The 23,345-nt window shown below is 36.9% G+C and carries 20 protein-coding genes and 1 pseudogene; 14 read left to right on the top strand and 7 right to left on the bottom strand.

The annotated features are described in order from the left end of the window. Positions 1-46: 46 nt before the first annotated feature. The 3 genes from JEM45_RS06590 to JEM45_RS06580 all read right to left on the bottom strand — a co-directional run bounded on the left by JEM45_RS06590 (position 47) and on the right by JEM45_RS06580 (position 3,331). Positions 47-1,039 carry a YeiH family protein gene (locus tag JEM45_RS06590; RefSeq protein WP_198687141.1) on the bottom strand — a complete coding sequence of 331 codons (993 nt, stop codon included), beginning with the start codon at positions 1,037-1,039 and terminating at the stop codon, positions 47-49. 115 nt (positions 1,040-1,154) lie between these two features. Beyond that, the gene (putP, locus tag JEM45_RS06585) at positions 1,155-2,720 is read right to left on the bottom strand and encodes a sodium/proline symporter PutP (protein ID WP_026865837.1); all 1,566 of its coding nucleotides are present in this window, start codon (positions 2,718-2,720) and stop codon (positions 1,155-1,157) included. Positions 2,721-2,890: 170 nt separating this feature from the next. Then, on the bottom strand, positions 2,891-3,331 hold the full coding sequence (locus JEM45_RS06580; protein ID WP_026865836.1) for a YtoQ family protein: 441 nt from the start codon (positions 3,329-3,331) through the stop codon (positions 2,891-2,893). A gap of 103 nt (positions 3,332-3,434) precedes the next feature. Here JEM45_RS06580 and JEM45_RS06575 point away from each other — a divergent pair, with 103 nt between their 5' ends. The 3 genes from JEM45_RS06575 (at position 3,435) to mqo (ending at position 6,137) form a co-directional block, all read left to right on the top strand. Beyond that, positions 3,435-4,106: an HAD family hydrolase gene (locus tag JEM45_RS06575; protein WP_026865835.1), complete on the top strand. Its 672-nt coding sequence runs from the start codon at positions 3,435-3,437 to the stop codon at positions 4,104-4,106. 11 nt (positions 4,107-4,117) lie between these two features. After that, the gene (locus JEM45_RS06570) at positions 4,118-4,447 is read left to right on the top strand and encodes a hypothetical protein (RefSeq protein WP_166627137.1); all 330 of its coding nucleotides are present in this window, start codon (positions 4,118-4,120) and stop codon (positions 4,445-4,447) included. Positions 4,448-4,625: 178 nt separating this feature from the next. Next, positions 4,626-6,137, top strand: coding sequence for a malate dehydrogenase (quinone) (gene mqo, locus JEM45_RS06565; RefSeq protein WP_255527068.1), 1,512 nt, complete (start codon positions 4,626-4,628; stop codon positions 6,135-6,137). A 59-nt stretch (positions 6,138-6,196) separates the two neighbouring features. Here the strand turns inward: mqo and JEM45_RS06560 are convergent, their stop codons facing one another. Beyond that, positions 6,197-7,288: a PLP-dependent transferase gene (locus JEM45_RS06560; RefSeq protein WP_026865832.1), complete on the bottom strand. Its 1,092-nt coding sequence runs from the start codon at positions 7,286-7,288 to the stop codon at positions 6,197-6,199. A gap of 193 nt (positions 7,289-7,481) precedes the next feature. On the opposite strand from JEM45_RS06560, the gene JEM45_RS06555 reads away from it, so the two are divergent. Together JEM45_RS06555 and guaC are read left to right on the top strand one after the other, a co-directional pair. After that, positions 7,482-8,399 (top strand): hypothetical protein, encoded by a 918-nt coding sequence (locus JEM45_RS06555; RefSeq protein WP_198687139.1) that lies wholly within the window; start codon positions 7,482-7,484, stop codon positions 8,397-8,399. A gap of 133 nt (positions 8,400-8,532) precedes the next feature. After that, complete coding sequence (guaC, locus tag JEM45_RS06550) at positions 8,533-9,516, top strand: GMP reductase (RefSeq protein ID WP_035855240.1); 984 nt, start codon at positions 8,533-8,535, stop codon at positions 9,514-9,516. A gap of 51 nt (positions 9,517-9,567) precedes the next feature. On the opposite strand, the gene JEM45_RS06545 is transcribed toward guaC, so the two are convergent. Beyond that, positions 9,568-10,422 (bottom strand): prephenate dehydrogenase, encoded by an 855-nt coding sequence (locus tag JEM45_RS06545; RefSeq protein WP_026865829.1) that lies wholly within the window; start codon positions 10,420-10,422, stop codon positions 9,568-9,570. A 407-nt stretch (positions 10,423-10,829) separates the two neighbouring features. On the opposite strand from JEM45_RS06545, the gene aroF reads away from it, so the two are divergent. Further along, positions 10,830-11,867, top strand: coding sequence for a 3-deoxy-7-phosphoheptulonate synthase (gene aroF, locus JEM45_RS06540; RefSeq protein ID WP_198687138.1), 1,038 nt, complete (start codon positions 10,830-10,832; stop codon positions 11,865-11,867). A gap of 15 nt (positions 11,868-11,882) precedes the next feature. Further along, entirely contained in the window at positions 11,883-12,173 is a 291-nt protein-coding gene (locus JEM45_RS06535) for a chorismate mutase (protein ID WP_198687137.1), read from the top strand. 33 nt (positions 12,174-12,206) lie between these two features. Here the strand turns inward: JEM45_RS06535 and metA are convergent, their stop codons facing one another. Beyond that, positions 12,207-13,130 carry a homoserine O-succinyltransferase gene (metA, locus tag JEM45_RS06530; protein WP_198687136.1) on the bottom strand — a complete coding sequence of 308 codons (924 nt, stop codon included), beginning with the start codon at positions 13,128-13,130 and terminating at the stop codon, positions 12,207-12,209. Between the two features lie 105 nt (positions 13,131-13,235). Here metA and JEM45_RS06525 point away from each other — a divergent pair. From JEM45_RS06525 to JEM45_RS06515, 3 genes and pseudogenes are all read left to right on the top strand, one after another. Beyond that, a pseudogene (locus tag JEM45_RS06525) lies at positions 13,236-14,548 on the top strand (Na+/H+ antiporter family protein). A gap of 202 nt (positions 14,549-14,750) precedes the next feature. Next, positions 14,751-14,927 carry a hypothetical protein gene (locus JEM45_RS06520; RefSeq protein WP_156889119.1) on the top strand — a complete coding sequence of 59 codons (177 nt, stop codon included), beginning with the start codon at positions 14,751-14,753 and terminating at the stop codon, positions 14,925-14,927. Between the two features lie 78 nt (positions 14,928-15,005). Next, positions 15,006-15,785, top strand: a complete 780-nt coding sequence (locus tag JEM45_RS06515) for an N-acetylglucosaminidase (protein ID WP_026865824.1) — start codon at positions 15,006-15,008, stop codon at positions 15,783-15,785. A gap of 25 nt (positions 15,786-15,810) precedes the next feature. Here JEM45_RS06515 and fdhD read toward each other — a convergent pair whose 3' ends face one another. Further along, positions 15,811-16,608, bottom strand: coding sequence for a formate dehydrogenase accessory sulfurtransferase FdhD (gene fdhD, locus JEM45_RS06510; protein ID WP_035855233.1), 798 nt, complete (start codon positions 16,606-16,608; stop codon positions 15,811-15,813). A 113-nt stretch (positions 16,609-16,721) separates the two neighbouring features. On the opposite strand from fdhD, the gene JEM45_RS06505 reads away from it, so the two are divergent. From JEM45_RS06505 to glnA, 4 genes are all read left to right on the top strand, one after another. Further along, a complete protein-coding gene (locus tag JEM45_RS06505; protein WP_198687135.1) occupies positions 16,722-17,963 on the top strand; it encodes an L-lactate MFS transporter in 1,242 nt (413 codons plus the stop codon). 56 nt (positions 17,964-18,019) lie between these two features. Continuing rightward, a complete protein-coding gene (locus JEM45_RS06500; RefSeq protein WP_166627143.1) occupies positions 18,020-20,377 on the top strand; it encodes an FdhF/YdeP family oxidoreductase in 2,358 nt (785 codons plus the stop codon). Between the two features lie 111 nt (positions 20,378-20,488). After that, positions 20,489-21,841: a sodium-dependent transporter gene (locus JEM45_RS06495; protein ID WP_235678959.1), complete on the top strand. Its 1,353-nt coding sequence runs from the start codon at positions 20,489-20,491 to the stop codon at positions 21,839-21,841. Positions 21,842-21,975: 134 nt separating this feature from the next. Further along, positions 21,976-23,313, top strand: coding sequence for a type I glutamate--ammonia ligase (glnA, locus tag JEM45_RS06490; protein WP_026865820.1), 1,338 nt, complete (start codon positions 21,976-21,978; stop codon positions 23,311-23,313). Positions 23,314-23,345: the final 32 nt, after the last annotated feature.

Genomic DNA, 23,345 nt, shown 5'->3' with positions numbered 1-23,345 from the left:
AGCATAAAAAACTGGTGGATTGCCAAAAGGCAGTTCACCAGTTTTTTTAGTTTATAAAGCTTGCGACATAGTAAGTAACTAGGGATAAAATAATAGATATAATAATTAAGGCAATGAGTGGTTTCATTGCTTTTTCTCTAATAGATTTAAGAGAGACACTTAAGCCAAGCCCAACCATAGCCATAACCATTAGTAAGGTAGTGAGTTGATCAATAATATTTCGTATATTATCAGGTATGTAAATAAAACTGTTCAACACTGTGACAACTAAAAAGAAAACTAAGAAATAAGGTATATCAACTTTTCCTTTTGCATCTGTATGATTTCTCTTAGCGAATGCATACATAATAATAAAGCTGACTGGAATTAATAAAAATACTCGACTTAGTTTTGATAATAGGGCCATGGCCATTCCATCATCCCCACCAGTTGCGCCTGCAAGAACCACTTGAGCAATTTCATGTAAGCTTAAGCCGCTCCATAGACCATAAACACTGTTGTCCATATTTATAGCTGGCCCAATAAAAGTATAAACTAAGGCGAAAACTGTTCCGACAACTGAGATTAAACCAATACTAATAGCTGTATCTTCTTCTTTTGCTTTGGTTATTGAACTTACTGCTGAAATAGCGGCAGCACCACATATACCTGTCCCTGCAGCAAGCAAGAACATGATCGATGAATTTGTATCCATGAACTTATTAAAGGCATGCATGAGTAAAAAGGATAAGAGAATCACGCCTGTTCCAAGTACTAGCATAATCCAACCCTCAGAGATAATAAGTTGTAAATTTAATTTAAAACCATACAATACTATAGCGACTCTGAGTAGTTTTTTTGCTGAGAAAGTAATGCCGGGCCGAATGGACTCAGGGTAACCCAATATTTGCCTGTAAATTAGACCGATAAGTAAGGCAATAGCTAAAGCACCAATGTTCTGTACAATAGGCAGTTGAGCTAAGCCCATACTGATTAATGCAATAAGTAAAGTAAAAGCAATACCCAATATAAATGTTCTGTTTAAATATTTTTCTGTCATTTATGCACCTCATTTAAAGGTTATCACATCTCTATATGTAAAAGGGAAAGACTTTTTAAAAAATAAGACCGTAACTCAGTGGTTGTTACCATGAGTTACGGTCTTATTACTTATATTAACCTTTAAGAATACGTTCAGTTTCTTCAAACTCACGCATCATTTCTGGTTTAAGCTCTTTCTTCTGAGTCATTTTACTTACAATAATACCGAGAAGCGTTGATACGATAACTCCTGGAATAATTTCATATAAGCCAGTACCAAATGTACCCGCTGCAATCCAAATGATTACAGTAGCGGCACCACCAATGATTGCGGCAATTGCACCAGAGCGAGTCATGCCTTTCCAATGTAAGGACATTACAACGAGTGGACCAAAAGCAGCACCAAATCCTGCCCAGGCATTGGCTACTATACTTAAGATAACTGATTCATCGTCCCATGCAATAGCAATCGCAACAAGGGAAACAATAACTACTGATAAGCGACTCATCGCAACGTAAATTTTATCAAGTTCAGCTTCTGTTTTAGTTTCCTTACCTTTTAATACACGGTGACGAATCATTTTATAAAAGTCTTGTACAAGTGAACTCGAAGTCACTAATAGTTGAGAAGAAATTGTACTCATAATTGCCGCTAGAATAGCGGCTAAGAAGAAACCACCAACAAGAGGATGGAAGAGTACCTGACTCATTAAAATCAAGATTGTTTCAGGATCTTCAACATAGTGCCGAGTATGGTCTATAAAAACGACGCCCAGTAGACCAGCAAGTGAAACGCCTGCTAGTGAAATAGCCATCCATGTTATACCAATACGTCGTGCAGCAGGTAGTAATTTATGTGTTTTAATGGACATAAAACGTATAATAATGTGCGGTTGACCAAAGTAACCGAAAAACCAAGCTAGATTACTAATTATAGTAATAAAAGAAACACCACTTATGATGGACATGTAATCAACATCGTTTATTGCACCGAGGTCTTCCAATCTTACAAAAGGCTCAACCCCATTACCTGTAAGGGTTAACCATGTTGCAATAGGAACCATAAATATGGCTATAAACATTATTATGCCTTGGAAGAGGTCGGTTAGACTAACTGCTAGATAGCCACCGACAAATGTATAGATAATGACGACACTAGCTGTAATGAAAAGTCCCCAATGATACTGTAAATCAAAGGCATTTTCAAAGAGTTTACCTCCTGACACCATTCCGCTAGCTGTATATACAGCGAAGAATATAACAACAACTAGTCCTGCTATGATTCTTACGAGATGTTTTTCGTCTTTAAAACGATTTTCAAAGTAGTCAGGTAAAGTAATCGAGTTCTCAGATACTTCAGAATAGATACGGAGTCTTGGTGCAACAATGATGTAGTTCACATATGCACCGGCAGTAAGACCAATTGCAATCCATAAACTGGACATACCAACTTCATACATACTTCCAGGTAGTCCCATTAGCATCCAACCTGACATGTCTGAAGCACCTGCAGATAATGCAGTCACCCAAGGACCGATATTGCGGCCACCAAGTGTGTATTCATCCATTGTAGATGTGGATTGTTTGTACGCATAATAACCAATCCCTGCAAGAAGTAAAAAGTATAAGGCAATCATTAGATAATGTTGCCAACCTACAGAGAATGTAAAGCCAGAATTTAATGCACTATTTAAAATCATCTTATAAATCTCCCCTTTTGTAATATATTTTAGTAAGAGCAATATATCTGACACATGGGCCAATTATAGCGGTCATCGGGAAAATTTACAACGTCAATTGGAGTATTAAAAAAACTTAAAAAAATTAAGCCGCGTAGGTAAGGTGCTGAAGCGGCTTAATAAAAGTGAATTTATTTATAGATGTACTCGATAACTTCCATCGCTTGTTGAACATTTTCTGTAACAACATTCGCCTTTTGAGAGATTTCTTTTAAAGGATGAATAAGCTTTTCTGGGCGAACTAGAATGAGTGGTTTGCCGAGATTAATCGCTGTTGTTGCATCCATTGCGGTATTCCACTGTTTGTATTCTTCACCGAATAGGGCAATAACAATATCAGCTTTGTTCATCATTACTTGTGTGCGTAAATTATTGATGCTTGAAGCAGCATCATCACGGTAGTACTTACTTGGTTGCTCACCAAGAATGTTTTCACCAATATCATCAGATAAATCATGGTTGGTTTGTGGTGAGACAAAAGTTAATGGTAAGTTCTTTTCTTTTGATAATGTTTCGATTTCATCTCTCCAGTTAGAATGAATTTCTCCGGCTAAATATACTGTTAAATCCATTTTTACCCTCCTAATCGTCATTGCATAATAGTATATACCCTAAATCATTTATGTTAAAATATTTACTATAGATATTACTATTTAGGGAGAGGACAAAAGCGACATGAAAGTAGCATTATTTGATTTTGATGGCACATTGTACCCACATGAAACCTTCGAAACTTTGCGTTTGCATCTTCGAAGTCATCCAAAATATAAAAAGAATTATAAACGTTTTGTACGTTATTTTGCACCTACATATTTCGGTTATAAATTAAAATTAGTGCCTAAAATTAAAATGCAACAAAGAGCGCTTGAGTCGTATATTCTTTCTTTTAAAGGTTATTCAAAGACTGATATAGAAGAATTCTTCACTGATGTTGCAAGGTCTATGTCTGAAGAGCTTCGTCGTCCCTTACTAGATAAGATTAAACAGTTAAAACAAGACAATTACTATGTCGTTTTAATATCAGGTGCTTTTATTCCTTTATTAGAAGCCCTCTTTAAAGGTATAGGTTTTGACTTAATTGTGGGGTCATCTGTAAACTATAACAATAAAGGAAAACTTGACTATAAGGCCCGTTTTGAGCGTGTCTTTGCTGAACGCAAAATTGATATCATAAAAGATCACTTCAAGAATAAGGAAATTGACTGGAAAAACAGTCGTGCTTATAGTGATAGCATTTCAGATTTAAAAATGTTAGAACTTGTAGGTAAGCCGGTTGCTGTTTCGCCAGATTCTGACCTTTTATCCGTTGCACAGAAAAACAACTGGAAAATCTTGAATAATATATAGGAGGTAACAACATGGATTTGCTCAATTTAACAGAGGCAGACCTGTATCCGACGGAAAAATTTGGGCCGTCACTAACGGGGACTCTACTATATAAAGTGAGAGATCAGAATTATTTCCAGGGAGCGTACATGACAACGAATGAACGTATGTTTATGAATGTTGATATGAACGGCGAGGCTTACACTCGCGTGTTTGCTTATACTGACATCGTTAAAGCAAGTGTTGAGAATGACTCACTGATTATAGAATTCCCAGATGGTATGGGCAAAATCGCAATGGTAAATATCACTTCAGGTGATGCGGATGAATTTGCACAGTTTGTTAACAATCAACTTTCATAATGAAATTCTTTAGTCACTTGTTTGTTATAAACAGGTGACTTTTTTGAATATTTTATTAGTATGACACATTTTTTAATTAGTATAACGCATTACGTAATTTGACTTTAAGAACTTGAGTAAAAAGAGTATACTGTATATAAATAAAACAATTAATAAGAGAATAAGGGGCTTAGATAAGATTATGGCTACTTCTATTAGCAAATCTGATGTCGTTCTAATCGGTGGTGGAATTATGAGTGCCACGCTTGGAACGCTTTTAAAAGAATTAAAACCTGAATGGAATATCAAGGTATTCGAAAAACTGGATGCTGTGGCAAGTGAAAGTTCAAATGCATGGAATAATGCTGGGACAGGGCATTCAGCTTTATGTGAACTAAACTATACACCGGAAATGAAGGATGGGACAATTGATGCAACAAAAGCAATTAAAATCAATGAACAGTTCCAACTATCAAAACAATTCTGGTCTTATCTAGTAGAAAATGGCAAGTTATCTTCGCCATCTGAATTTATAAATACAGTGCCGCATATGAGTTTTGTTGAAGGTGAAAAGAATATTGAATTCCTTAAAAAACGTGTCGACAAGTTAACTGAAAGTCCACTTTTTGAAGGTATGGAAATCTCAGATGATCATGAAGTATTGAAAAAATGGGTGCCTTTAATGATGGAAGGCCGCCAACCATCTGAAGAAATTGCAGTGACTAAAATTGACTCCGGAACGGATATTAACTTCGGAAGTCTAACAGAAAAATTATTTGATAACCTAACAAATGATGGTATTGAAGTTGAGTATAAGCACGAGGTGCAAGATTTAAGACGTACAGAATCTGGCAAATGGCAAGTGAAAGTAAAAGATTTAAATACGGGTAGACTAGAATTTCATACCGCTGATTTTGTATTTATTGGTGCAGGTGGAGCGAGTCTACCACTCTTACAAAAAACGAAATTACCAGAGTCTAAAAAAATCGGTGGATTCCCTGTCAGTGGCCTGTTTTTAGTTTGTGAAGATGAAGAAATCGTCAATAAACATGAAGCGAAAGTGTATGGTAAAGCGAAAGTGGGTGCACCACCAATGTCTGTACCTCACTTAGATACACGCTACATCGATGGTAAACGTTCACTATTATTTGGACCATTTGCAGGCTTCTCTCCTAAGTTCTTAAAAACAGGGTCATATTTAGACCTAATTGCATCGGTAAAACCTTATAATGTCTTAACGATGCTATCCGCTGGTGCTAAGGAAATGGGATTAACAAAATATCTAATACAACAAGTATTATTAAAGCAAGAAGAGCGTATCGAAGAGCTAAGAGAATTTATTCCTGATGCCAAAAGTAAGGACTGGAGAACAGTAGTTGCTGGTCAACGCGTTCAAGTTATCAAGGATACAGACAAAGACGGAAAAGGTACATTGATGTTTGGTACGGAAACAATCGTATCAGAAGATGGTTCGATAGCATCCTTACTAGGTGCATCACCAGGGGCTTCAGTCTGTGTAGATGCGATGCTTGATTTAATCAGTAGAGCCTTCCCAGAAGAGTTCCCGGGCTGGGAAGACAAAATTAAAGAAATGATACCAACTTACGGTACTTCCTTGTCCCAAAATCCAGAGTTGTTTAAAGAAGTAAATGAACGAACTACAAAGGCACTTGGCTTAAAAAGCCATGAAGAAGGTGCTTTGTTAAGCTAATTGAATAGGAAAACCCCTTTCGTTGATAATGCTAACGAAAGGGGTTTTTATAGTGCATTCTATTTTATAGATTTTTCTAAAGCTTGTTCGATATCATTAATAATATCATCTGCATTTTCAATACCAATTGATAACCGGATTAAAGTATCATCGATACCGCGTTTTAATCTTTCCTCATCAGGCATTTCTGCATGAGTTTGTGTGAATGGGAATGTGATAAAGGTTTCAGTTCCACCTAAACTTTCTGCAAAAGTACATACTTCAATATTCTCTAAGAATTTATTGACGCTATAGTTGTCATTGAAACGTAAGCTGAGCATGCCTGTAGTTCCAGCATAAAGTACGTCTTTTATACTCTTATGTCCATTAAAATAGGCAGCCACTTTTTTGGCGTTTTCAATTGAGCGATCCATACGAATATGTAGGGTTTTAAGCCCTCTAAGTAAAAGGAAAGAATCAATTGGTGAGAGTGTTGCACCAACCATATTATGATATAGGAATAATTGTTCTGCTAATTCTGGATTATTAACAGTGACAACACCTGCTAATACATCATTGTGTCCACCAATATATTTAGTTGCTGAATGAAGTACAATGTCTGCACCTTCAGTCAAGGGTTGCGAAAGATAAGGTGTTAAAAATGTATTGTCGATAATGGTGAGAATTTCATGTTGTTCAGCGAGCTTATATAGAGGTTTTAAATCAGTTTTTTCCATTGAAGGATTAGTAATAGGCTCTATAAAGAATGCACGAGTATTATTGTTTATGTGTTTTTTTAATGTCGTTTCATTATTAAAATCGACATAGTGGAATTTTATATTATATTTTCTTTCATAGAAATCAAAAATTCTAAATGTACCGCCATAAAGGTCAAAACTTACTAATATTTCATCCCCACTGTTGAATAGATTACAACACAGTTGAACAGCGGCCATTCCACTCGCAGTTGCAAATGATTGATAGCCACCCTCTAAGTCAGCAAATGCCTCTTCAAAGAATGATCTTGAAGGGTTTTTAGTTCTTGTATAATCAAAACCAGTTGATTTACCTACACCTTCATGTTCATAGGCAGTGGCTAAATAAATAGGATTTGTTGTTGCTCCAGTATGGTCTGGATTTAATGATATTTGTGAAAGTTTAGTATCCAATATGTAACGTCCTTTCTTCTTATGTATTTGTTGAAAGATAGATTAAATATATATAAAAGTAGCTAGCAAAGTCAATGTTTTAATGGAATATTTCGATAATTAAGACGGTGCAACGCCGTTACAACACTATAAAGCATCTAGAAATTTGTAACGATAGGCGTTATAATGATTGTATTAAACCTACAGGAGTGATACGGTGAACCAGTCTCGGAACGTTATATATTATACAACCGCACAAGTAACAGAAATGGTCGAGTTATCCGATCAGAATGTGAGAAAGTATGTTAGGTTACTTGAGGATAGAAATTATGAAGTGGCTAAGGATGAATATAATCGTAGACTCTTCTCTAAAAAGGATGTAAGCATCCTCCAGGAAATGATTAGAATTGCTAAATCTCCAGGTAATACTTTGGATTCAGCAGCAGATGAGATTATAGAGAACTTAAATAGTTTCGATGAAGATTCTTCAGAAGAGACAAACGAAGTTTCTAATATGTCGAACCACGATATTTCAAGAATGTTTTCACTTGTATTAGAGAAATTAGACGAAATACAAAATGAAAACAAAGCATTAAAAACGAATATCAATACTCTGGTTCAAAGACTTGAAGAATATGATCGTGCAGCGCTTGAATATACAGCTTTTGAAGAAGATGGGGTACTTTCAACTGCAGATGAGTTAGAATCTGAAACAGTACCTGAAGACGGGACAGAAACGACTGTATCTGAAGAAGTCACTGAGGAACCGGCTGCATTAACTGAAACGATTAAAACAGAGGCGCCTGGTGTGGAAGAAGTTGATGACTCTACTATAGAACAAGAAGTAAATGTAACAGAGGAAGCTGAAGATACTAGAACTTCAACAGAAGAAGTTTCAAAAACTGAATCTGAGGCAACTGAACCTAAGGAAAATCATATATCAGAGGAAGCACCTCCTGAGCCATCTACTGATGACACAATAGATTGGCCAAAAACAAGTGTGGATATGAGTCAATCTAACGAAGAAAAAGAAACACAGCCAGAAAACCTTAACTATGGTGATTCTGTAGAAAAACAAATTGAAGAACCGAAGAAAGGCTTCTTCGGTAAACTTGCAAGTATATTTAAAGGATAGGACCGAAAATTTTCGGTTCTTTTTTATTTCAACGTCTTTCGTTGACTTTATAATTCATATCCCTTATAATCCCTATTGGCGAACGAGATAATAATATCATGTAATTAATATACGGATTAGAGGAGCATTTATCATGGATAGCGTTTTTGATTATGAAGATATACAGTTAATTCCGAACAAATGTATTGTTGACAGCAGATCAGAGTGTGACACTTCGATTCAATTTGGAAAACACACATTTAAACTACCAGTCGTTCCAGCTAACATGCAAACAATTATTGACGAAAATATAGCCACATACTTAGCGGAAAATGGTTATTTTTATATTATGCACCGTTTTAACCCAGAGACACGTATCGATTTTATTAAAAAGATGCAAGAAAGAGATTTGATCTCATCTATTAGTGTTGGAATCAAGCCTGAAGAATATGACTTTGTGCTTAAATTAAAAGAAGAAAACTTAGTACCTGACTATATTACTATCGATATTGCACATGGACACTCAGACCGTGTAATGGATATGATTAAACACATTAAGAAACATATTCCAGAATCTTTCCTAATCGCAGGTAACGTCGGTACACCAGAAGCCGTACGTGAATTGGAAAATGCGGGTGCAGACGCAACTAAAGTAGGTATTGGACCAGGTAAGGTATGTATTACTAAAATTAAGACTGGATTCGGTACAGGTGGTTGGCAACTTGCTGCACTACGTCTATGTGCAAAAGCTGCATCTAAACCAATTATTGCAGATGGTGGGATTCGTACGCATGGAGATATTGCGAAATCAGTAAGATTTGGTGCTTCAATGGTGATGATAGGTTCACTATTTGCTGGCCACGAAGAATCGCCAGGCGTAGTTTACGAAGAAAATGGTAAGAAATATAAAGAGTACTTTGGTTCAGCTTCAGAGTTCCAAAAAGGTGAACACAAAAACGTTGAAGGTAAGAAAATGTACGTTGAATATAAAGGGCCACTTGAAGGCACTTTAGTAGAAATGCAACAGGACCTACAGTCATCTATTTCATATGCAGGCGGTAAAGATTTAGAATCAATCAGAAATGTAGACTATGTCATCGTTAAAAACTCAATTTTCAACGGGGATAAAGTATACTAAGAAACAAAAAGCGAGACCTGAAGTGATCACTTCAGGTCTCGCTTTTTGTGTTTACTCTTCATTCAAATCATGGAGATCCATGTAGCGTTTAGTACTCTCGACCATCATGTTTTCCATGGTCGAAACATCGTCATTCTCAATTGCTTGAGTCAGTTTATCAAGTTGTACTTTGAAATTATCAATATGTTTAATAAGGTGATCTTTATTCATCATAAATAATTCAGGCCAAAGTTTTTCGTTAATATTTGTTATACGTGTTAAATCTCTATAACTGTCCCCTGTGTATTGCTTTGTATTGCGGTTAGTATCATCACTATTGATTAAAGAAATCGCTATGACATGGGCGAGTTGACTGGTAAATCCAATCACCTCATCATGAAAATCAGGTGTGATCACAGATATATTACCAAAACCAAGTTGTTTAACAAAGTTTTTAAGGAAGTCTATATTTTCCTCGAGATTCCGACTAGTGGGTGTAATTAAATAGTTTGCGCCAATAAACACCTCACGACTACTAAATTCTAGCCCGCGATTCTCACGACCTGCCATTGGATGACCGAAAATGAAGTCCGCACTTTTAGGTAAAAGGGGTTCAATTTGATTGATTACAGATGATTTAACACCGGTCACATCAGTAATGACAACACCATTTTTAAAGTATGGGACGTAGCTTTCGACTAAATTCTTGAGTAAGGTAGGGTAAACAGAAAAGATAATTAAATCTGCTTTAGGTATAATAGCAGTGAAATCATCAGAACCTCCGTCAATTAGCCCAATTGATTGTGCCTTATCTAGAGTAACCGTATCGATATCGATTGCATATATTTTATAGTTAGGGAAACTTGCTCTTATTGATTTGGCAAATGAGCCACCTATATTTCCTAGACCAATAATTGCGATGTTCATAAATATGCCTCCAAGTATTGTTATCTTAATGACTATACAGTAAATGACTAAATTATGTAAAGATTTAATCAATTTTGAGATTTGGTTTGACAAACGAAAAAGCCGAGTCTATAATAACTATCAAATACATTACAAGGAGCGGTTATTATGTTAACTCACAAGATTATACAACCAAATAACACGCTTTACTTTAGCTATTTTTGATACCGTTTGTACTCATCATTTGTACAAACGTAAAACAAATTGTTTGTATCAATGATGGCTGAAGATTTTGTAATGTCTAGCCATTTACTTAAAAATAAGTGGCTAGAGGTCGGGACTTCTAATATATTTTTTTATACCTACTGCCACTTATCTTTAAAGTTAAGTGGCAGTTTTATTTTTAAAATTATTAGGAGGCTATATTTATGATTATTCATGTAAAACGTGACGCAAAGGAAAATGACATTCAGACATTGGTTACAGCAGTAGAAAATGCGGGTTTTAGAGTGCACCGTTCTGATGGTGAAAGAAGAACAATCATCGGTCTAATCGGCGATACATCCAAAGTCTCTGAAAATGATTTTAAAAAATACAGTATCGTGGACGGGGTGTACAGAATTCAAAAGCCATATAAGAAAGCGAACAGAAGTTTTAAAGAAGAAGATAGTGTAATAGATATTGGAAATGGTGTTAAAGTCGGAGCAGATCATTTTATGATGTGTGCAGGACCTTGCTCTGTTGAAGATCTAGACAGCACAGTGGAACTCGCAATTAAACTTAAAGAAGCAGGTGCAAATTCACTGCGCGGTGGTGCATTCAAACCTAGAACATCACCATATAGTTTCCAGGGGCTTGGTGTCGAAGGCTTAAAAATTCTAAATGAAGCAAAGAAAGAAACAGGATTACCAATCGTTTCTGAACTCATGGGTACAGACCATCTTGATACATTCGTTGATATGGTGGATGTCATCCAAATTGGTGCGAGAAATATGCAAAACTTTGATTTACTTAAAGCCTTAGGTCAAACGAACAAACCGATTTACTTAAAACGTGGAATGTCGGCAACAATTCAAGAATGGTTAATGTCAGCTGAGTACATCATGGCTGGTGGGAATGAAAATGTAGTACTTGTTGAACGTGGTATCAGAACATTTGAAACAGCTACACGTAATACATTAGATATTCAAGCTGTACCGGTAGTACAAAAGGAATCTCATCTACCTATTATTGTTGATCCATCCCATGCTGCAGGTACAAGATATGTTATTCCTTCAATGGCAAAATCTGCAGTCGTTGCAGGTGCAAGTGGTTTACAAATCGAAGTTCATGAAGATCCAGAGAATGCTTGGAGTGACGGCCAACAATGTCTGACACCTGCAGAGTTCTCTGACTTAATGCAGTCAATAAATGTCCTGTTGGAGCTTGAGGGTAAAAAAATTGATTGTCCTATCTTAACGAAATAATAGAGGAGGTTTACCATGGAGAGACATGAAGAGTTACGCAATGAAATCGATCGTATTGACCGCCAACTTATGAAATTGTTTGAAGAAAGAATGAATATAACAAGGGAAATTGCAGATTATAAGCGTGCGAATAATATTCCTGTCTTAGATCAAGCACGTGAAGATAAGGTCATTGAGAAAAATGTAACTTATCTAAAAGACCATACGCTAGATAAATACGCTCGTGAATTCACTAAACGCCTCATGGAACTCTCAAGAACAAGACAGAGTGAAGCGTTAAATAATAAGGTTACAAAAACATGCTAACAAAAACTGCTGCAGGTTCGCTGCAGCAGTTTCTTATTTTAACTTATGAAGTTTAGTAAGATCATAAAGCGTATTTTGATAAGTTTCATTAAGCCAATTGTTAAAGAGTAGATGACCATGGCTTCGCCACTGAAACATTGGTTTTTCTTTCGGGTTATCACCCGGGTAATAATTATATGGTGGCTGAATATCCGCACCAGCTTCTATGTCACGGTCATATTCTTTTTTAAGCGTGTCACGGTCGTACTCTAAGTGACCGAAAATAAATAAATCTCTTTGACTAGTAGAAGTGATAATATCTGGTCCAAAAAGCGGATGCTCAGACAGAATTTCTAAATCATCTACAGCCCTCACCTGTTTTTCATTTATTTTAGTATGTCTAGACTGTGGAACTTGATAGATGTCATCAAAACCACGAATGTAAGGGTGGCTAGGTAAGACGTTGTGATAGTCAAAGATGCCGAAAAGTTTTTCATCTAAATGAAGTTTATCGATATTGTGATAATAGTTTAAAGCAAATTGTGCCCCCCAGCAAATATAGAAGCGACTAAAGACATGTGATTGTGCCCAATCGACCACTTTTTTAAGCTCATCGATGTAGGCTACCTTGTCGAAATCGAACTTCTCTACTGGCGCACCGGTAACGATTAAGCCATCAAAATGTTCATCTTTAATTTCATCATGCGTTTTATAATACTTTTGCAGATATGAGGTCGGCGTATTTTTACTTTTGTGAGTAGACATATGTAAAAAGTCGATATCGACTTGTAAGGGAGAGTTGCCAAGTAGGCGCAACAACTGCAGCTCGGTTGTTTCCTTCAGCGGCATTAAATTTAAGATAAGAATTTTTAGTGGACGAATGTCCTGAGATATCGCACGTGACGATTCTATGGTATATACTTGTTCCTGTTGCAATTGTTTTCTAACAGGTAAGCCTTCAATTATTTTAATAGGCATATGGAATGCACCTTCCGTTTCCCAGTAATTAATAATATACAATGTATCAGTGAAAGCGATTTGTAGTCAATATCTAAATTATCAAAAAATTATGGAGGAGAAAGAATGAACTCAGTTTTAATCGCCATCTTAATTATGGTGGTCTTAAGCCTGTGTAAGCTTAACGTTATTTTAGCGTTATTCATCGGAGCGATAGCCGGTGGCTTAATAGCAGGTATGAATTTAAGTGAAGTAATTACTGTGTTTACAGGGGCATTGTTCAAGGTTCAGAAATTGCCCTAAGTTACGCCTTACTCGGTGGATTTGCTGCCCTGATAGCATACAGTGGAATTACCGATGTCCTTGTAGATAAAATCCTATCTATATTACAGCGTAATCAAACGAAAAAAGCGAGAGTTATTGCGAAAATTTCAATCGTATTGGCCTTGTTAATTATCGCAATGATGAGTCAGAATCTAGTTCCTGTACATATTGCCTTTATACCTATACTGATTCCACCTTTAATTAGCTTGTTTAATGAATTGGAAATAGACAGAAGATTGCTAGCAATCGTACTTACATTCGGTTTGACATTTACCTATGCGATAGTACCTTTTGGTTACGGACAAATTTTTCAAAATACAATCGTAAAAAGTTTTAGCAATGCAGGTGTAGAAATCAGCTTTCAAGATGTTGCACCAAATATGTTGATACCAGCATCTGGCTTTATATTCGGTTTAATTATCGCGACTTGGTATTTTAGAAAATCACGTAAGTATATAGATAAAGAAAGTGAGCTAGCTACAAAGAAAATAAGAGTCAGTGCTAGCACTATTGTGACAGCGATTACTGCTATTATCGTTACCTTTACTGTACAGTTCTATACTGATTCTATGATCTTTGGTGCGCTCGGTGGAATTATGATTTTCTTCTTGTCATTCAGATTTAAATGGTCGGAACTTGATACCGAGCTTGTCAACGGCATTAAGATTATGGCGTATATTGGAATGGTAATGTTAGCAGCTAACGGTTTTGCTGGCGTCATTAATGAGACTGGAGATGTGACACCACTGGTTAACAGTATTTCTGATATACTTGGAGATAATAAGGCATTTATTGTACTTGGTATGATGATTGTTGGCCTAGTCGTGACGATGGGGATAGGTTCATCATTTGCGACCTTACCAATCATTACAGCGATTTTTGTCCCGATGGGTGCTGAACTTGGTCTGTCCATGTCAGCGATAATTGCAATTGTCGGTACTGCTGGTGTTCTAGGTGATGCAGGTAGTCCAGCGTCTGATTCTACCCTTGGTCCAACGGCAGGCTTAAACGTTGATGGTCAACATGATCATATATGGGATACCTGTGTGCCTACATTTATCTTTTTAAATATTCCAGTTGTCATTACAGGTTTTATTGCAGGTATGATACTATAAAAATGTAAACTGTTTGTAATAATTCATAAAGTCAGCTTGAAAAGCAATGAATTATGTAGTTTAATGAATCTACTAGTAAAAAAATTCACTAATACGTAGCGTTTTTGTCTTGAGCTTCATAAATACACATATAGACGTGCGTACGATTTTTGTATGCTAGTTTAGCTCTTGATAATTTAGAATCTTTAAGACAGGTGATATTATGGAGACAGATTTTAACATTTTAAAAGGCAATTTAACTGCATATCAGATTAGTGAAGCGATTGGTATTTCTATTGAAGAAGCAACCGATCTTCTTGAGCATCGCATAACTATCGAATCTCTTGATGCTGAAAGTCAGGAGAAGTTAAAGCAACTTGAAAAAGTGTTGTTTGATTAAGGTCCTGATAATACAATATACTGATAACATGAGAATGAGACTGACATTGTCAGTCTCATTTATTTTTGGAGGACGTTCATGGATAGGGTAAAAGAGAATATACCATTTATATTATTGATTATCGTCATGGCACTATTTGTATTCGCATTTATAGTGTCTGAAACGTCACTGTTTGATGAGGAGGAGATACATACGTATACCTTTGAAGAAGCGGTAAGTATGCAAATTTCTAATGATACAACTGACTTAAAACTTGTAGATGAAACGACAGAACAGGCGAATGATAATGATATTAAAAATGCTATGAACATGAATAATAGTAATGATTATCAGTTTCTCCGATTAGATGAATTATCTGGTGCAACTGTAGAACAATTAAATGAGGAACTAGAAGGTAAAGGCATCCTAGAGGGAGAAGGTCAGGCATTTTATGATGCGGAGCAAAATCATCAAATTAATGCAATATACTTAATTGCTCACGCGACTTTAGAAACTGGTCATGGCCAGTCTGAACTCGCTTCAGGAATCCAAGTTAATGATACGGTTTACTATAACTTTTTTGGCATCGGGGCTTTTGACCATGATGCTGTTTTAGAAGGATCGTCTTATGCCGAACAAGCGAATTGGTCAGCACCAGCGCGTGCCATTGATGGTGGGGCAGAATTTATTAGGAAGAACTATATCAACAACAATCAAAACACATTATATAGGATGAGATGGAATCCAGAGAATCCAGGTACACATCTTTACGCGACAGATATCGCCTGGGCGGAAAAAATTGCGCAACTTATGAATGGGCACTACAATGCCCTAGGTCTAGAGCACGGTGAACTTGATAAGGATAACTATATAGAATAAAGGGTGAGACTTAAGTCTCACCCTTTTACTCTACATCATCAGCACCAACAATGCGCCAAGGATGACTATACACGTTAAATGAACTACCACGTATAAAGCCTGCAGCGGTAATATTTAAATCATTAGCAAGATTGATTGCTAAATCAGTTGGTGCAGACTTACTTAGAACAATACCCACACCGATTTTAGATGCCTTGGTGAGTACTTCTGATGAAATTCTTCCACTAAAGACAATGATCTTATCTTTGACTGAGATGTTGTTTTGTAAACAGTGACCGTATAACTTATCTAGAGCATTGTGTCGGCCGATATCACCTTTATGAATGATCGTCCCATCTGGTGAAGCGATACTTGCGTTGTGGATACCACCTGTATCCTTAAAAATTGTACTTGCATTCTGCATTTCTTTCATCAAACTAATGCATTGGTCTGGTGTGATCTTTGTATCTGACAGTGAGAATTTAGAAGTTTCTACGTCGGCTTGGAAATAGAACTGACGACTTTTACCGCAGCATGATCCGATTACACGTTTTGAGAAATCACCGAAATTTTTAGGGAGTTCTCTTGAAATCTTGACATGGCAAAAGCCACCTCGCTCATCTATGTTCATCGATTCGATTTCTTTAAATGATCTGAGTGCACCTTCTGAAGCTAAGAAACCGATGACAAGTTCTTCTAAATCATCTGGTGAACATACTAAAGTGGCAAACTCTACATCATTTAAATATATCGTTAGAGGAAACTCTTCTGCTATCGTATCTTCTACTTCAGTAAACTTCCCATCGTCATAACGTCTTATCGTATTTTTAGTAACGATTTCCATTTTAATTTCTCCTAATCGAAACATATTGTAAATATCTGTTTTTCTTAATATAATCACAACTAAGATGAAATTTCAATTTTCGGAACTTCGTCAAACAAACAGGGGGAATAAAAATGGAGACAAAGAAAAACCGTTGGTTGATAGCGCTTGCAGGTGTGGGAATACATATCTCAATCGGCTCTGTCTACGCATGGAGTGTATTTACAACGCCTTTACAAGAATCTATCGGATGGTCACTTAGCCAAGTATCGTTTACTTTTAGTATTGCTATTTTGTTTTTGGGGTTATCTGCAGCTTTCATGGGACATTTTGTAGAAGCCAAGGGGCCGAGGAAATCGGGGTTAGTATCTACAGTGTTCTTTGCTTTAGGAATGATTACAGCAGGTTTTGGAATTCAGTTAGAAATGCTATGGTTGTTATATGTCGGATACGGAGTGCTTGGAGGTATAGGTCTAGGTATTGGTTACATTACACCAGTGTCTACACTTGTTAAATGGTTCCCAGATCGACGTGGTATGGCAACAGGATTGGCAATTATGGGCTTTGGTTTTGCTGCGATGATTGCGAGTCCAGTCATGCGTTTTCTTATTGAGTCCGTAGGTATACCAAATACCTTCTTTATTTTAGGTGCCATTTATTTTGTTATTATGTTAGTTGCGAGTCTTTATTTAGAGAAACCGCCAGAAGGTTATGTACCAGCTGGTGTAGTTATAGAAGAAACAAAAACAGCGAGTTTAGACTTAGCGCAACTTACTGCAAATGAAGCTATAAAAACTAAGCGTTTTTACTTCTTATGGTTTATGCTTTTTATCAACGTCACATGTGGGATTGCTATATTAGCTGTTGCGAGCCCAATGGGTGTTGAAATTGCAGGCCTTTCTGCTGGCGCAGCCGCTGTCATGGTGGGGATTATGGGTGTGTTCAACGGTGCTGGACGCTTAATCTGGGCATCTATTTCCGATTATATTGGACGTCCAAATCTTTATACAATCTTCTTTGTGTTACAGATTGGGGTTTTCGCAATTTTACCGTTTACAACAAACGGGATACTATTCCAAATCTTACTATTCATCATGATTACTTGTTATGGTGGTGGATTCTCAGCAATTCCTGCTTACATTGGCGATATTTTTGGAACGAAACAGCTTGGTGCCATCCATGGTTATATTTTAACAGCATGGGCAGCGGCTGGTTTAGCAGGGCCGTTTATTGTTGCGGAAATCTATGAAGCAACACAAAGTTATGCCTTGTCACTTTATATCTTTGTGGCTATGTTCGTTGTCGCACTAATCATTTCGATTATTATAAGATTTGATATAAGAAAGCTTAAAGTAAAAAATGAGCACAGGGTCTGAGCAAAGATTAAAAATAGTGTACAATGGAATTATTATAATATAGAGGGAGTGTAATCATGGGGAAAACTCTTCACCCGGGTCCTATAAACAAGACTAAGCGTTGGGATCCTAAACTATGGGTCAGTCCTGTTCCATTCGGTTTAACAAAAGTTAAACCACATCACATGAGAGATACAGCTAAGATTGTTTGGAAAAATAGAGACAACTTGAACTATGCTAAGAATATTATATTAAAAGGTGTGTGTGATGGCTGTGCACTAGGTGTATCTGGTTTACAAGACCAAACCTTAAATGGACCACACATGTGTACAACACGTTTTAACGTTCTACGTTTAAATACAGCACCGCCAATCAAGCCTGAGATATTACACCAGGACATAGATGAGTTACGCAAGATGGACAGTACGGAATTACGTGAACTTGGTCGTATTCCTTATCCAATGATTCGTCGTAAAGGTGATCGTAAATTCATTAGAGTTTCTTGGGATGAGGCTATGAATACGATTGCTGACAAAATGAAAGAATTAGATCCACTTCAATATGCGTTCTATTTAACAAGTCGTGGTATTACAAACGAGTCTTATTACGTCGCTGCAAAAATTGCGCGTTACTTAGAAACAAATCATATTGATAACGCATCACGTATCTGTCACTCACCAAGTAAATCAGCAATGAAACGTTCAGTTGGTGTTGGGGCATCAACTTGTAACTATCAAGACTGGTTAGGTACTGATGTATTAGTATTCTGGGGTAGTGTGGCTTCAAATGCTTCACCAGTATCAACTAAATATATGATGGAAGCTAAAAAACGCGGTGCAAAAATTATTGTAATTAACCCTTATAGAGAACCGGCAATGGAAAACTATTGGGTACCTTCAGTGGTTGAATCTGCCTTATTCGGTACAGAAATTGCGGATGAATTCTACGAAGTAAACATTGGTGGAGACATCGCTTTAATGCACGGTGTAATGAAACACTGGTTTGATCTTGAAGAACAGAATCCAGGTTCAGCAATCAACCATGATTTCGTTAAAGAACACGTTAACAACTATGAGGATATGAAAGAGAATGCGATGAGCCAGAGCTGGGATAAGATTGTTGCATCATCTGGTGTGTCTAAAGAGAAAATCATCGAGTTTTCAAACATACTTGCTCAAGCTAAAAATGGTGTTATGGTTTGGGCGCTTGGTCTAACAATGCACAAACACGCAACTGACAATATTTCACAAGTTGCTAACCTTGCCTTACTACGTGGTTGGTTAGGTGGTAAGAACAAAGGCCTTATGCCACTTCGTGGACACTCTTCAGTGCAAGGATCAGGTGAAATGGGTGCAGATCCATTCTCCTTACCTGGTGGAGATTATAATGATGAAAACCGTAAACGTATTGAAGACCTTTGGGGCTTCAAACTTCCAGAATGGCCAGGGGACAGTGTTGGTGTAACAATTGAAAACTCAATGCTACCTGATGACAATGAGAAAAAACTTAAACTTTACTACATGTCTGGTGGTAACTTCTTAGAAACGATGCCAGATCCAAACTTCGTCGCTAAGGCTTTAGAGAACCTAGATATTCGTGTGCACCAAGATATTATCCTAAACACATCTACGCTACTTGATGCGAAAGAAGCAGTTGTTGTATTACCTGCTAAAACGCGTTATGAGCAAGACGGCGGTGGCTTATCTACATCAACTGAAAGAATGATTTACTTCTCACCAGAAATCGAAGGTAACCGCAACAGAATTGCTGAAGCTAGAAGTGAGTGGCAAATCTATGTTGACCTTGCTAAACGCGTTAAACCGGAAGAATCTCACCTAATTGATTTCCAATCAGGTCAAGATATCCGTAATGAAATTGCTAAGGGTAACCCACAGTATGATGGTGTTCAATATCTTAAGAAAGCTGGAGATGTTTACCAATACGGTGGTGCATGGTTATGTGAAGGCGGTGTTTGCCCGACACCAGATGGTAGAGCGAACTTAATTACTATGGATATTCCAGACAACAATAAGAAAGCTGGAGAGTTTAAATTGTTGATGAGACGTGGTAAACAATTTAACGCAATGATCTACGGTGAAAATGACGCATTCAATGCTATGGGACGTTATGACGTCTTAGTTAATGAGAAAGATGCGAGTAAAGAAGGTTTAGAAAACGGGGAAGCAGTCGTACTTTACAACAAGAATGGTGTCTTCCAAGGATTCGTTCGTTATGCGGACATTAAAGAAGGTAATATTGGAGCACACTTCCCAGAAGGTAACTTCTTAGTAGAAAAAGGAATCTACGAAAGCTTCGTAGAAATGCCGGACTACGTTACAGATGTAAAAATGGAGAAAGCAGATCATTTTAATGCAAATAAAGACCGTCAATATCTAGAGAAATCTATCCCAGAATTAGAAGACAATCCGAACTAAAGTAAAAATGAGTATACTAGCTGGAAGAGTTGTTAACTCTTTCAGCTTTTTTGGTTATATTATTTGTTTCACATATATGATAGAATACCAACATTAGTATTGAAAAGAGGTATAAATTTGTCAGAGAATAACTGGAACTCTAAACTTGGTTTCGTCCTTGCTGCAGCAGGTTCTGCTATTGGTCTCGGAGCGGTATGGAGATTCCCTTATATGACAGCTGAACATGGTGGAGGCGCGTTTTTATTTGTCTTTCTATTATTTACCATCCTCATCGGTTTGCCGTTATTAATAAGTGAATTTGTCATCGGGCGGGCATCAAGACGGAATGCAATAGATGGATTTGAATACTTAAGTGGTAAGAAAAGCTTACGAATATTCGGGTGGTTAGGCCATCTAGGTACAATGGTACTTTTATCCTTTTACAGTGTGATTGGTGGATGGATTTTAATCTATCTTGTCATTGCCTTAATGGATTTACTCGGTTTATATGTTGTTGAAGACTACGGAACACTTTTAGGAGAGGTTATTAGTAATCCATTGTTTGCAGTCTTAGGGCAAGGCGTATTTATCTTTATTACTGCCTTCGTCGTTGCACAAGGGATTCAAAAAGGCTTAGAACGCGCTTCTAAAATCATGATGCCCTTGCTATTTATTTTATTTTTATTTATTATTATTCGGTCTCTTAGCCTCCCTGGTGCATTTGAGGGTGTAAAGTATTTCTTAACACCAAATTTTGGTGAATTAAATGCTAATGCAGTAATGTTTGCGCTTGGTCAATCATTCTTCGCATTGAGTGTGGGAATCACACAGATGATCACATATTCATCTTATTTAAAAGGTGATGAAAGCCTTCCAAAATCTGCAGGATACATTGTGATAATGAATATCGCTGTCTCTGTCATGGTAGGTTTAGCGATTTTTCCTGCAATTGCGTCATTTAATATGGAAAGTGTCGAAGGGCCTGGTTTAGTCTTTATAGTCCTACCAGAAATCTTTAATGCCATTCCGTTCGGTATTATTTTCTATTTGATGTTCTTAATAGCATTCTTATTCGCAACGTTAACCTCATCGTTCTCAATGATTGAGATCAACGTAGCGAATACATTAAAAGGTAATCAAAAACATCGTAAGAAAGTCACTTATTTATATGCATTGGTTGTCTTTATGATTGGTATACCTTCTGCTCTATCTGAAGGTGTGCTAAATGATGTACAATTTTTTACCGGAACTATTTTTGATAATGCAGACTTTTTAGTCTCTAATATTTTACTCCCGGTTGGTGCCTTATTCTCTTCTATTTTTGTCGGTCATATAATGGATAAAAACCTGACAATGGAACAATTCAATTTAACTGAGGGTGGTAAGTATTATGGTGTATTTTTAGCGTGGATGTTTATGTTAAAATACATTTTGCCAGCGATTATTTTTTTAATATTTATCGTAAATATTTTAGGTGTTTTCTAAAACATTTTAGAGAAGGAGTGTGGGACTCCTTCTCTTTTATTTTATATGCTAATTGCGTTTGATATTTACTTGTGGTAACATTTTAACATGAGTTTTTAAGGGCCTTGGTCCAAATCTTATAAAGGGTGTGAGTTATGGAAAATATAACAAGAGAACAAATTCTCAATGCCGCTAAAGAAGAAAACGTTAGGTTTATCCGACTACAATTCTCAGATATTTTGGGAACAATTAAAAACGTTGAGGTTCCATTTAGTCAATTGGATAAAGCCCTTGATGGCCAAATGATGTTCGACGGCTCTTCAATTGAAGGTTTCACACGTATCCACGAATCAGATATGTATCTTGTGCCAGATCTAACAACTTGGACAATTTTCCCCTGGACGACGTCAAAAGGTGACAAAGTGGCACGCATAATTTGTGATGTATATAATATTAACGGAACGCCATTTGAAGGTGATCCTCGTACAAACTTAAAATCTGTACTTAAAGAAATGACTGACATGGGCTATACATCTTTCAATCTCGGGCCAGAACCTGAGTTCTTTTTATTTAAATTGGATGAAAATGGGAAGCCGACAACTGAACTTAACGACCACGGTGGGTACTTTGATTTAGCACCGACTGATTCCGGTGAAAACTGCCGTAGAGATATTGTCATTGAGTTAGAGGATATGGGCTTTGATATTGAAGCATCACATCATGAAGTTGCTGAAGGTCAGCATGAAATAGACTTTAAGTATGCTGATGCAATTTCTGCCTGTGATAACATCCAAACATTCAAACTTGTCGTAAAAACAGTAGCAAGAAAACATAACTTACATGCGACATTCATGCCAAAACCATTATTTGGAATTAACGGTAACGGGATGCACTTTAACGTTTCATTGTTTAAAGGAAAAGAGAATGCATTCTTTGATGAATCTGCTGAAGATGGCTTGAGTCAAGACATGAAATACTTTATGGCTGGAGTTTTAAAACACGTCAGAAGCTTCACTGCAGTGACAAACCCACTTGTTAACTCTTACAAGAGACTTGTACCTGGCTACGAAGCACCAAGTTATATTGCTTGGTCTAAACGTAATCGCTCACCATTAATGAGAATTCCTTCTTCACGTGGCTTATCAACTCGTGTAGAAGTGCGTTCTGTAGATCCATCAGCGAATCCATACCTCGCATTAGCAGTTATTTTAAAGGCCGGTTTAGATGGCATTAAAAACAAATTGGAATTACAAGAGCCAATCGACCTTAATTTATATGAGTTAACTCGTGAAGAACGTGTTCAGAACGGTGTAGAAGATTTACCATCAACGCTATATAATGCCCTTAAAGAAATGCGTGATAGTGAACTTGTTAAAGAAGCACTTGGTGAACACCTCTTTAAGGCTTTCTATGAGCACAAACTTGTAGAATGGGATGGTTATCGTTCTAACGTATCCGATTGGGAATTAGAGCACTATCTAGACCAGTATTAAGGATATACTCAATACAGATAAACCCATACTTA

This window comes from Jeotgalicoccus sp. ATCC 8456 (genome assembly GCF_016313225.1).
GTDB lineage: Bacteria > Bacillota > Bacilli > Staphylococcales > Salinicoccaceae > Jeotgalicoccus > Jeotgalicoccus marinus.
This window is presented reverse-complemented; position numbering and strand designations above follow the sequence as displayed.

What these genes read in the sequence shown, in the direction of transcription:
- JEM45_RS06590 (WP_198687141.1), bottom strand. Translation starts at nt 1,039, where the DNA reads ATGACAGAAAAATATTTAAACAGAACATTTATATTGGGTATTGCTTTT.
- putP (WP_026865837.1), bottom strand. Translation starts at nt 2,720, where the DNA reads ATGATTTTAAATAGTGCATTAAATTCTGGCTTTACATTCTCTGTAGGT.
- JEM45_RS06580 (WP_026865836.1), bottom strand. Translation starts at nt 3,331, where the DNA reads ATGGATTTAACAGTATATTTAGCCGGAGAAATTCATTCTAACTGGAGA.
- JEM45_RS06575 (WP_026865835.1), top strand. Translation starts at nt 3,435, where the DNA reads ATGAAAGTAGCATTATTTGATTTTGATGGCACATTGTACCCACATGAA.
- JEM45_RS06570 (WP_166627137.1), top strand. Translation starts at nt 4,118, where the DNA reads ATGGATTTGCTCAATTTAACAGAGGCAGACCTGTATCCGACGGAAAAA.
- guaC (WP_035855240.1), top strand. Translation starts at nt 8,533, where the DNA reads ATGGATAGCGTTTTTGATTATGAAGATATACAGTTAATTCCGAACAAA.
- JEM45_RS06545 (WP_026865829.1), bottom strand. Translation starts at nt 10,422, where the DNA reads ATGAACATCGCAATTATTGGTCTAGGAAATATAGGTGGCTCATTTGCC.
- aroF (WP_198687138.1), top strand. Translation starts at nt 10,830, where the DNA reads ATGATTATTCATGTAAAACGTGACGCAAAGGAAAATGACATTCAGACA.
- JEM45_RS06535 (WP_198687137.1), top strand. Translation starts at nt 11,883, where the DNA reads ATGGAGAGACATGAAGAGTTACGCAATGAAATCGATCGTATTGACCGC.
- metA (WP_198687136.1), bottom strand. Translation starts at nt 13,130, where the DNA reads ATGCCTATTAAAATAATTGAAGGCTTACCTGTTAGAAAACAATTGCAA.
- JEM45_RS06520 (WP_156889119.1), top strand. Translation starts at nt 14,751, where the DNA reads ATGGAGACAGATTTTAACATTTTAAAAGGCAATTTAACTGCATATCAG.
- JEM45_RS06515 (WP_026865824.1), top strand. Translation starts at nt 15,006, where the DNA reads ATGGATAGGGTAAAAGAGAATATACCATTTATATTATTGATTATCGTC.
- fdhD (WP_035855233.1), bottom strand. Translation starts at nt 16,608, where the DNA reads ATGGAAATCGTTACTAAAAATACGATAAGACGTTATGACGATGGGAAG.
- JEM45_RS06505 (WP_198687135.1), top strand. Translation starts at nt 16,722, where the DNA reads ATGGAGACAAAGAAAAACCGTTGGTTGATAGCGCTTGCAGGTGTGGGA.
- JEM45_RS06500 (WP_166627143.1), top strand. Translation starts at nt 18,020, where the DNA reads ATGGGGAAAACTCTTCACCCGGGTCCTATAAACAAGACTAAGCGTTGG.
- glnA (WP_026865820.1), top strand. Translation starts at nt 21,976, where the DNA reads ATGGAAAATATAACAAGAGAACAAATTCTCAATGCCGCTAAAGAAGAA.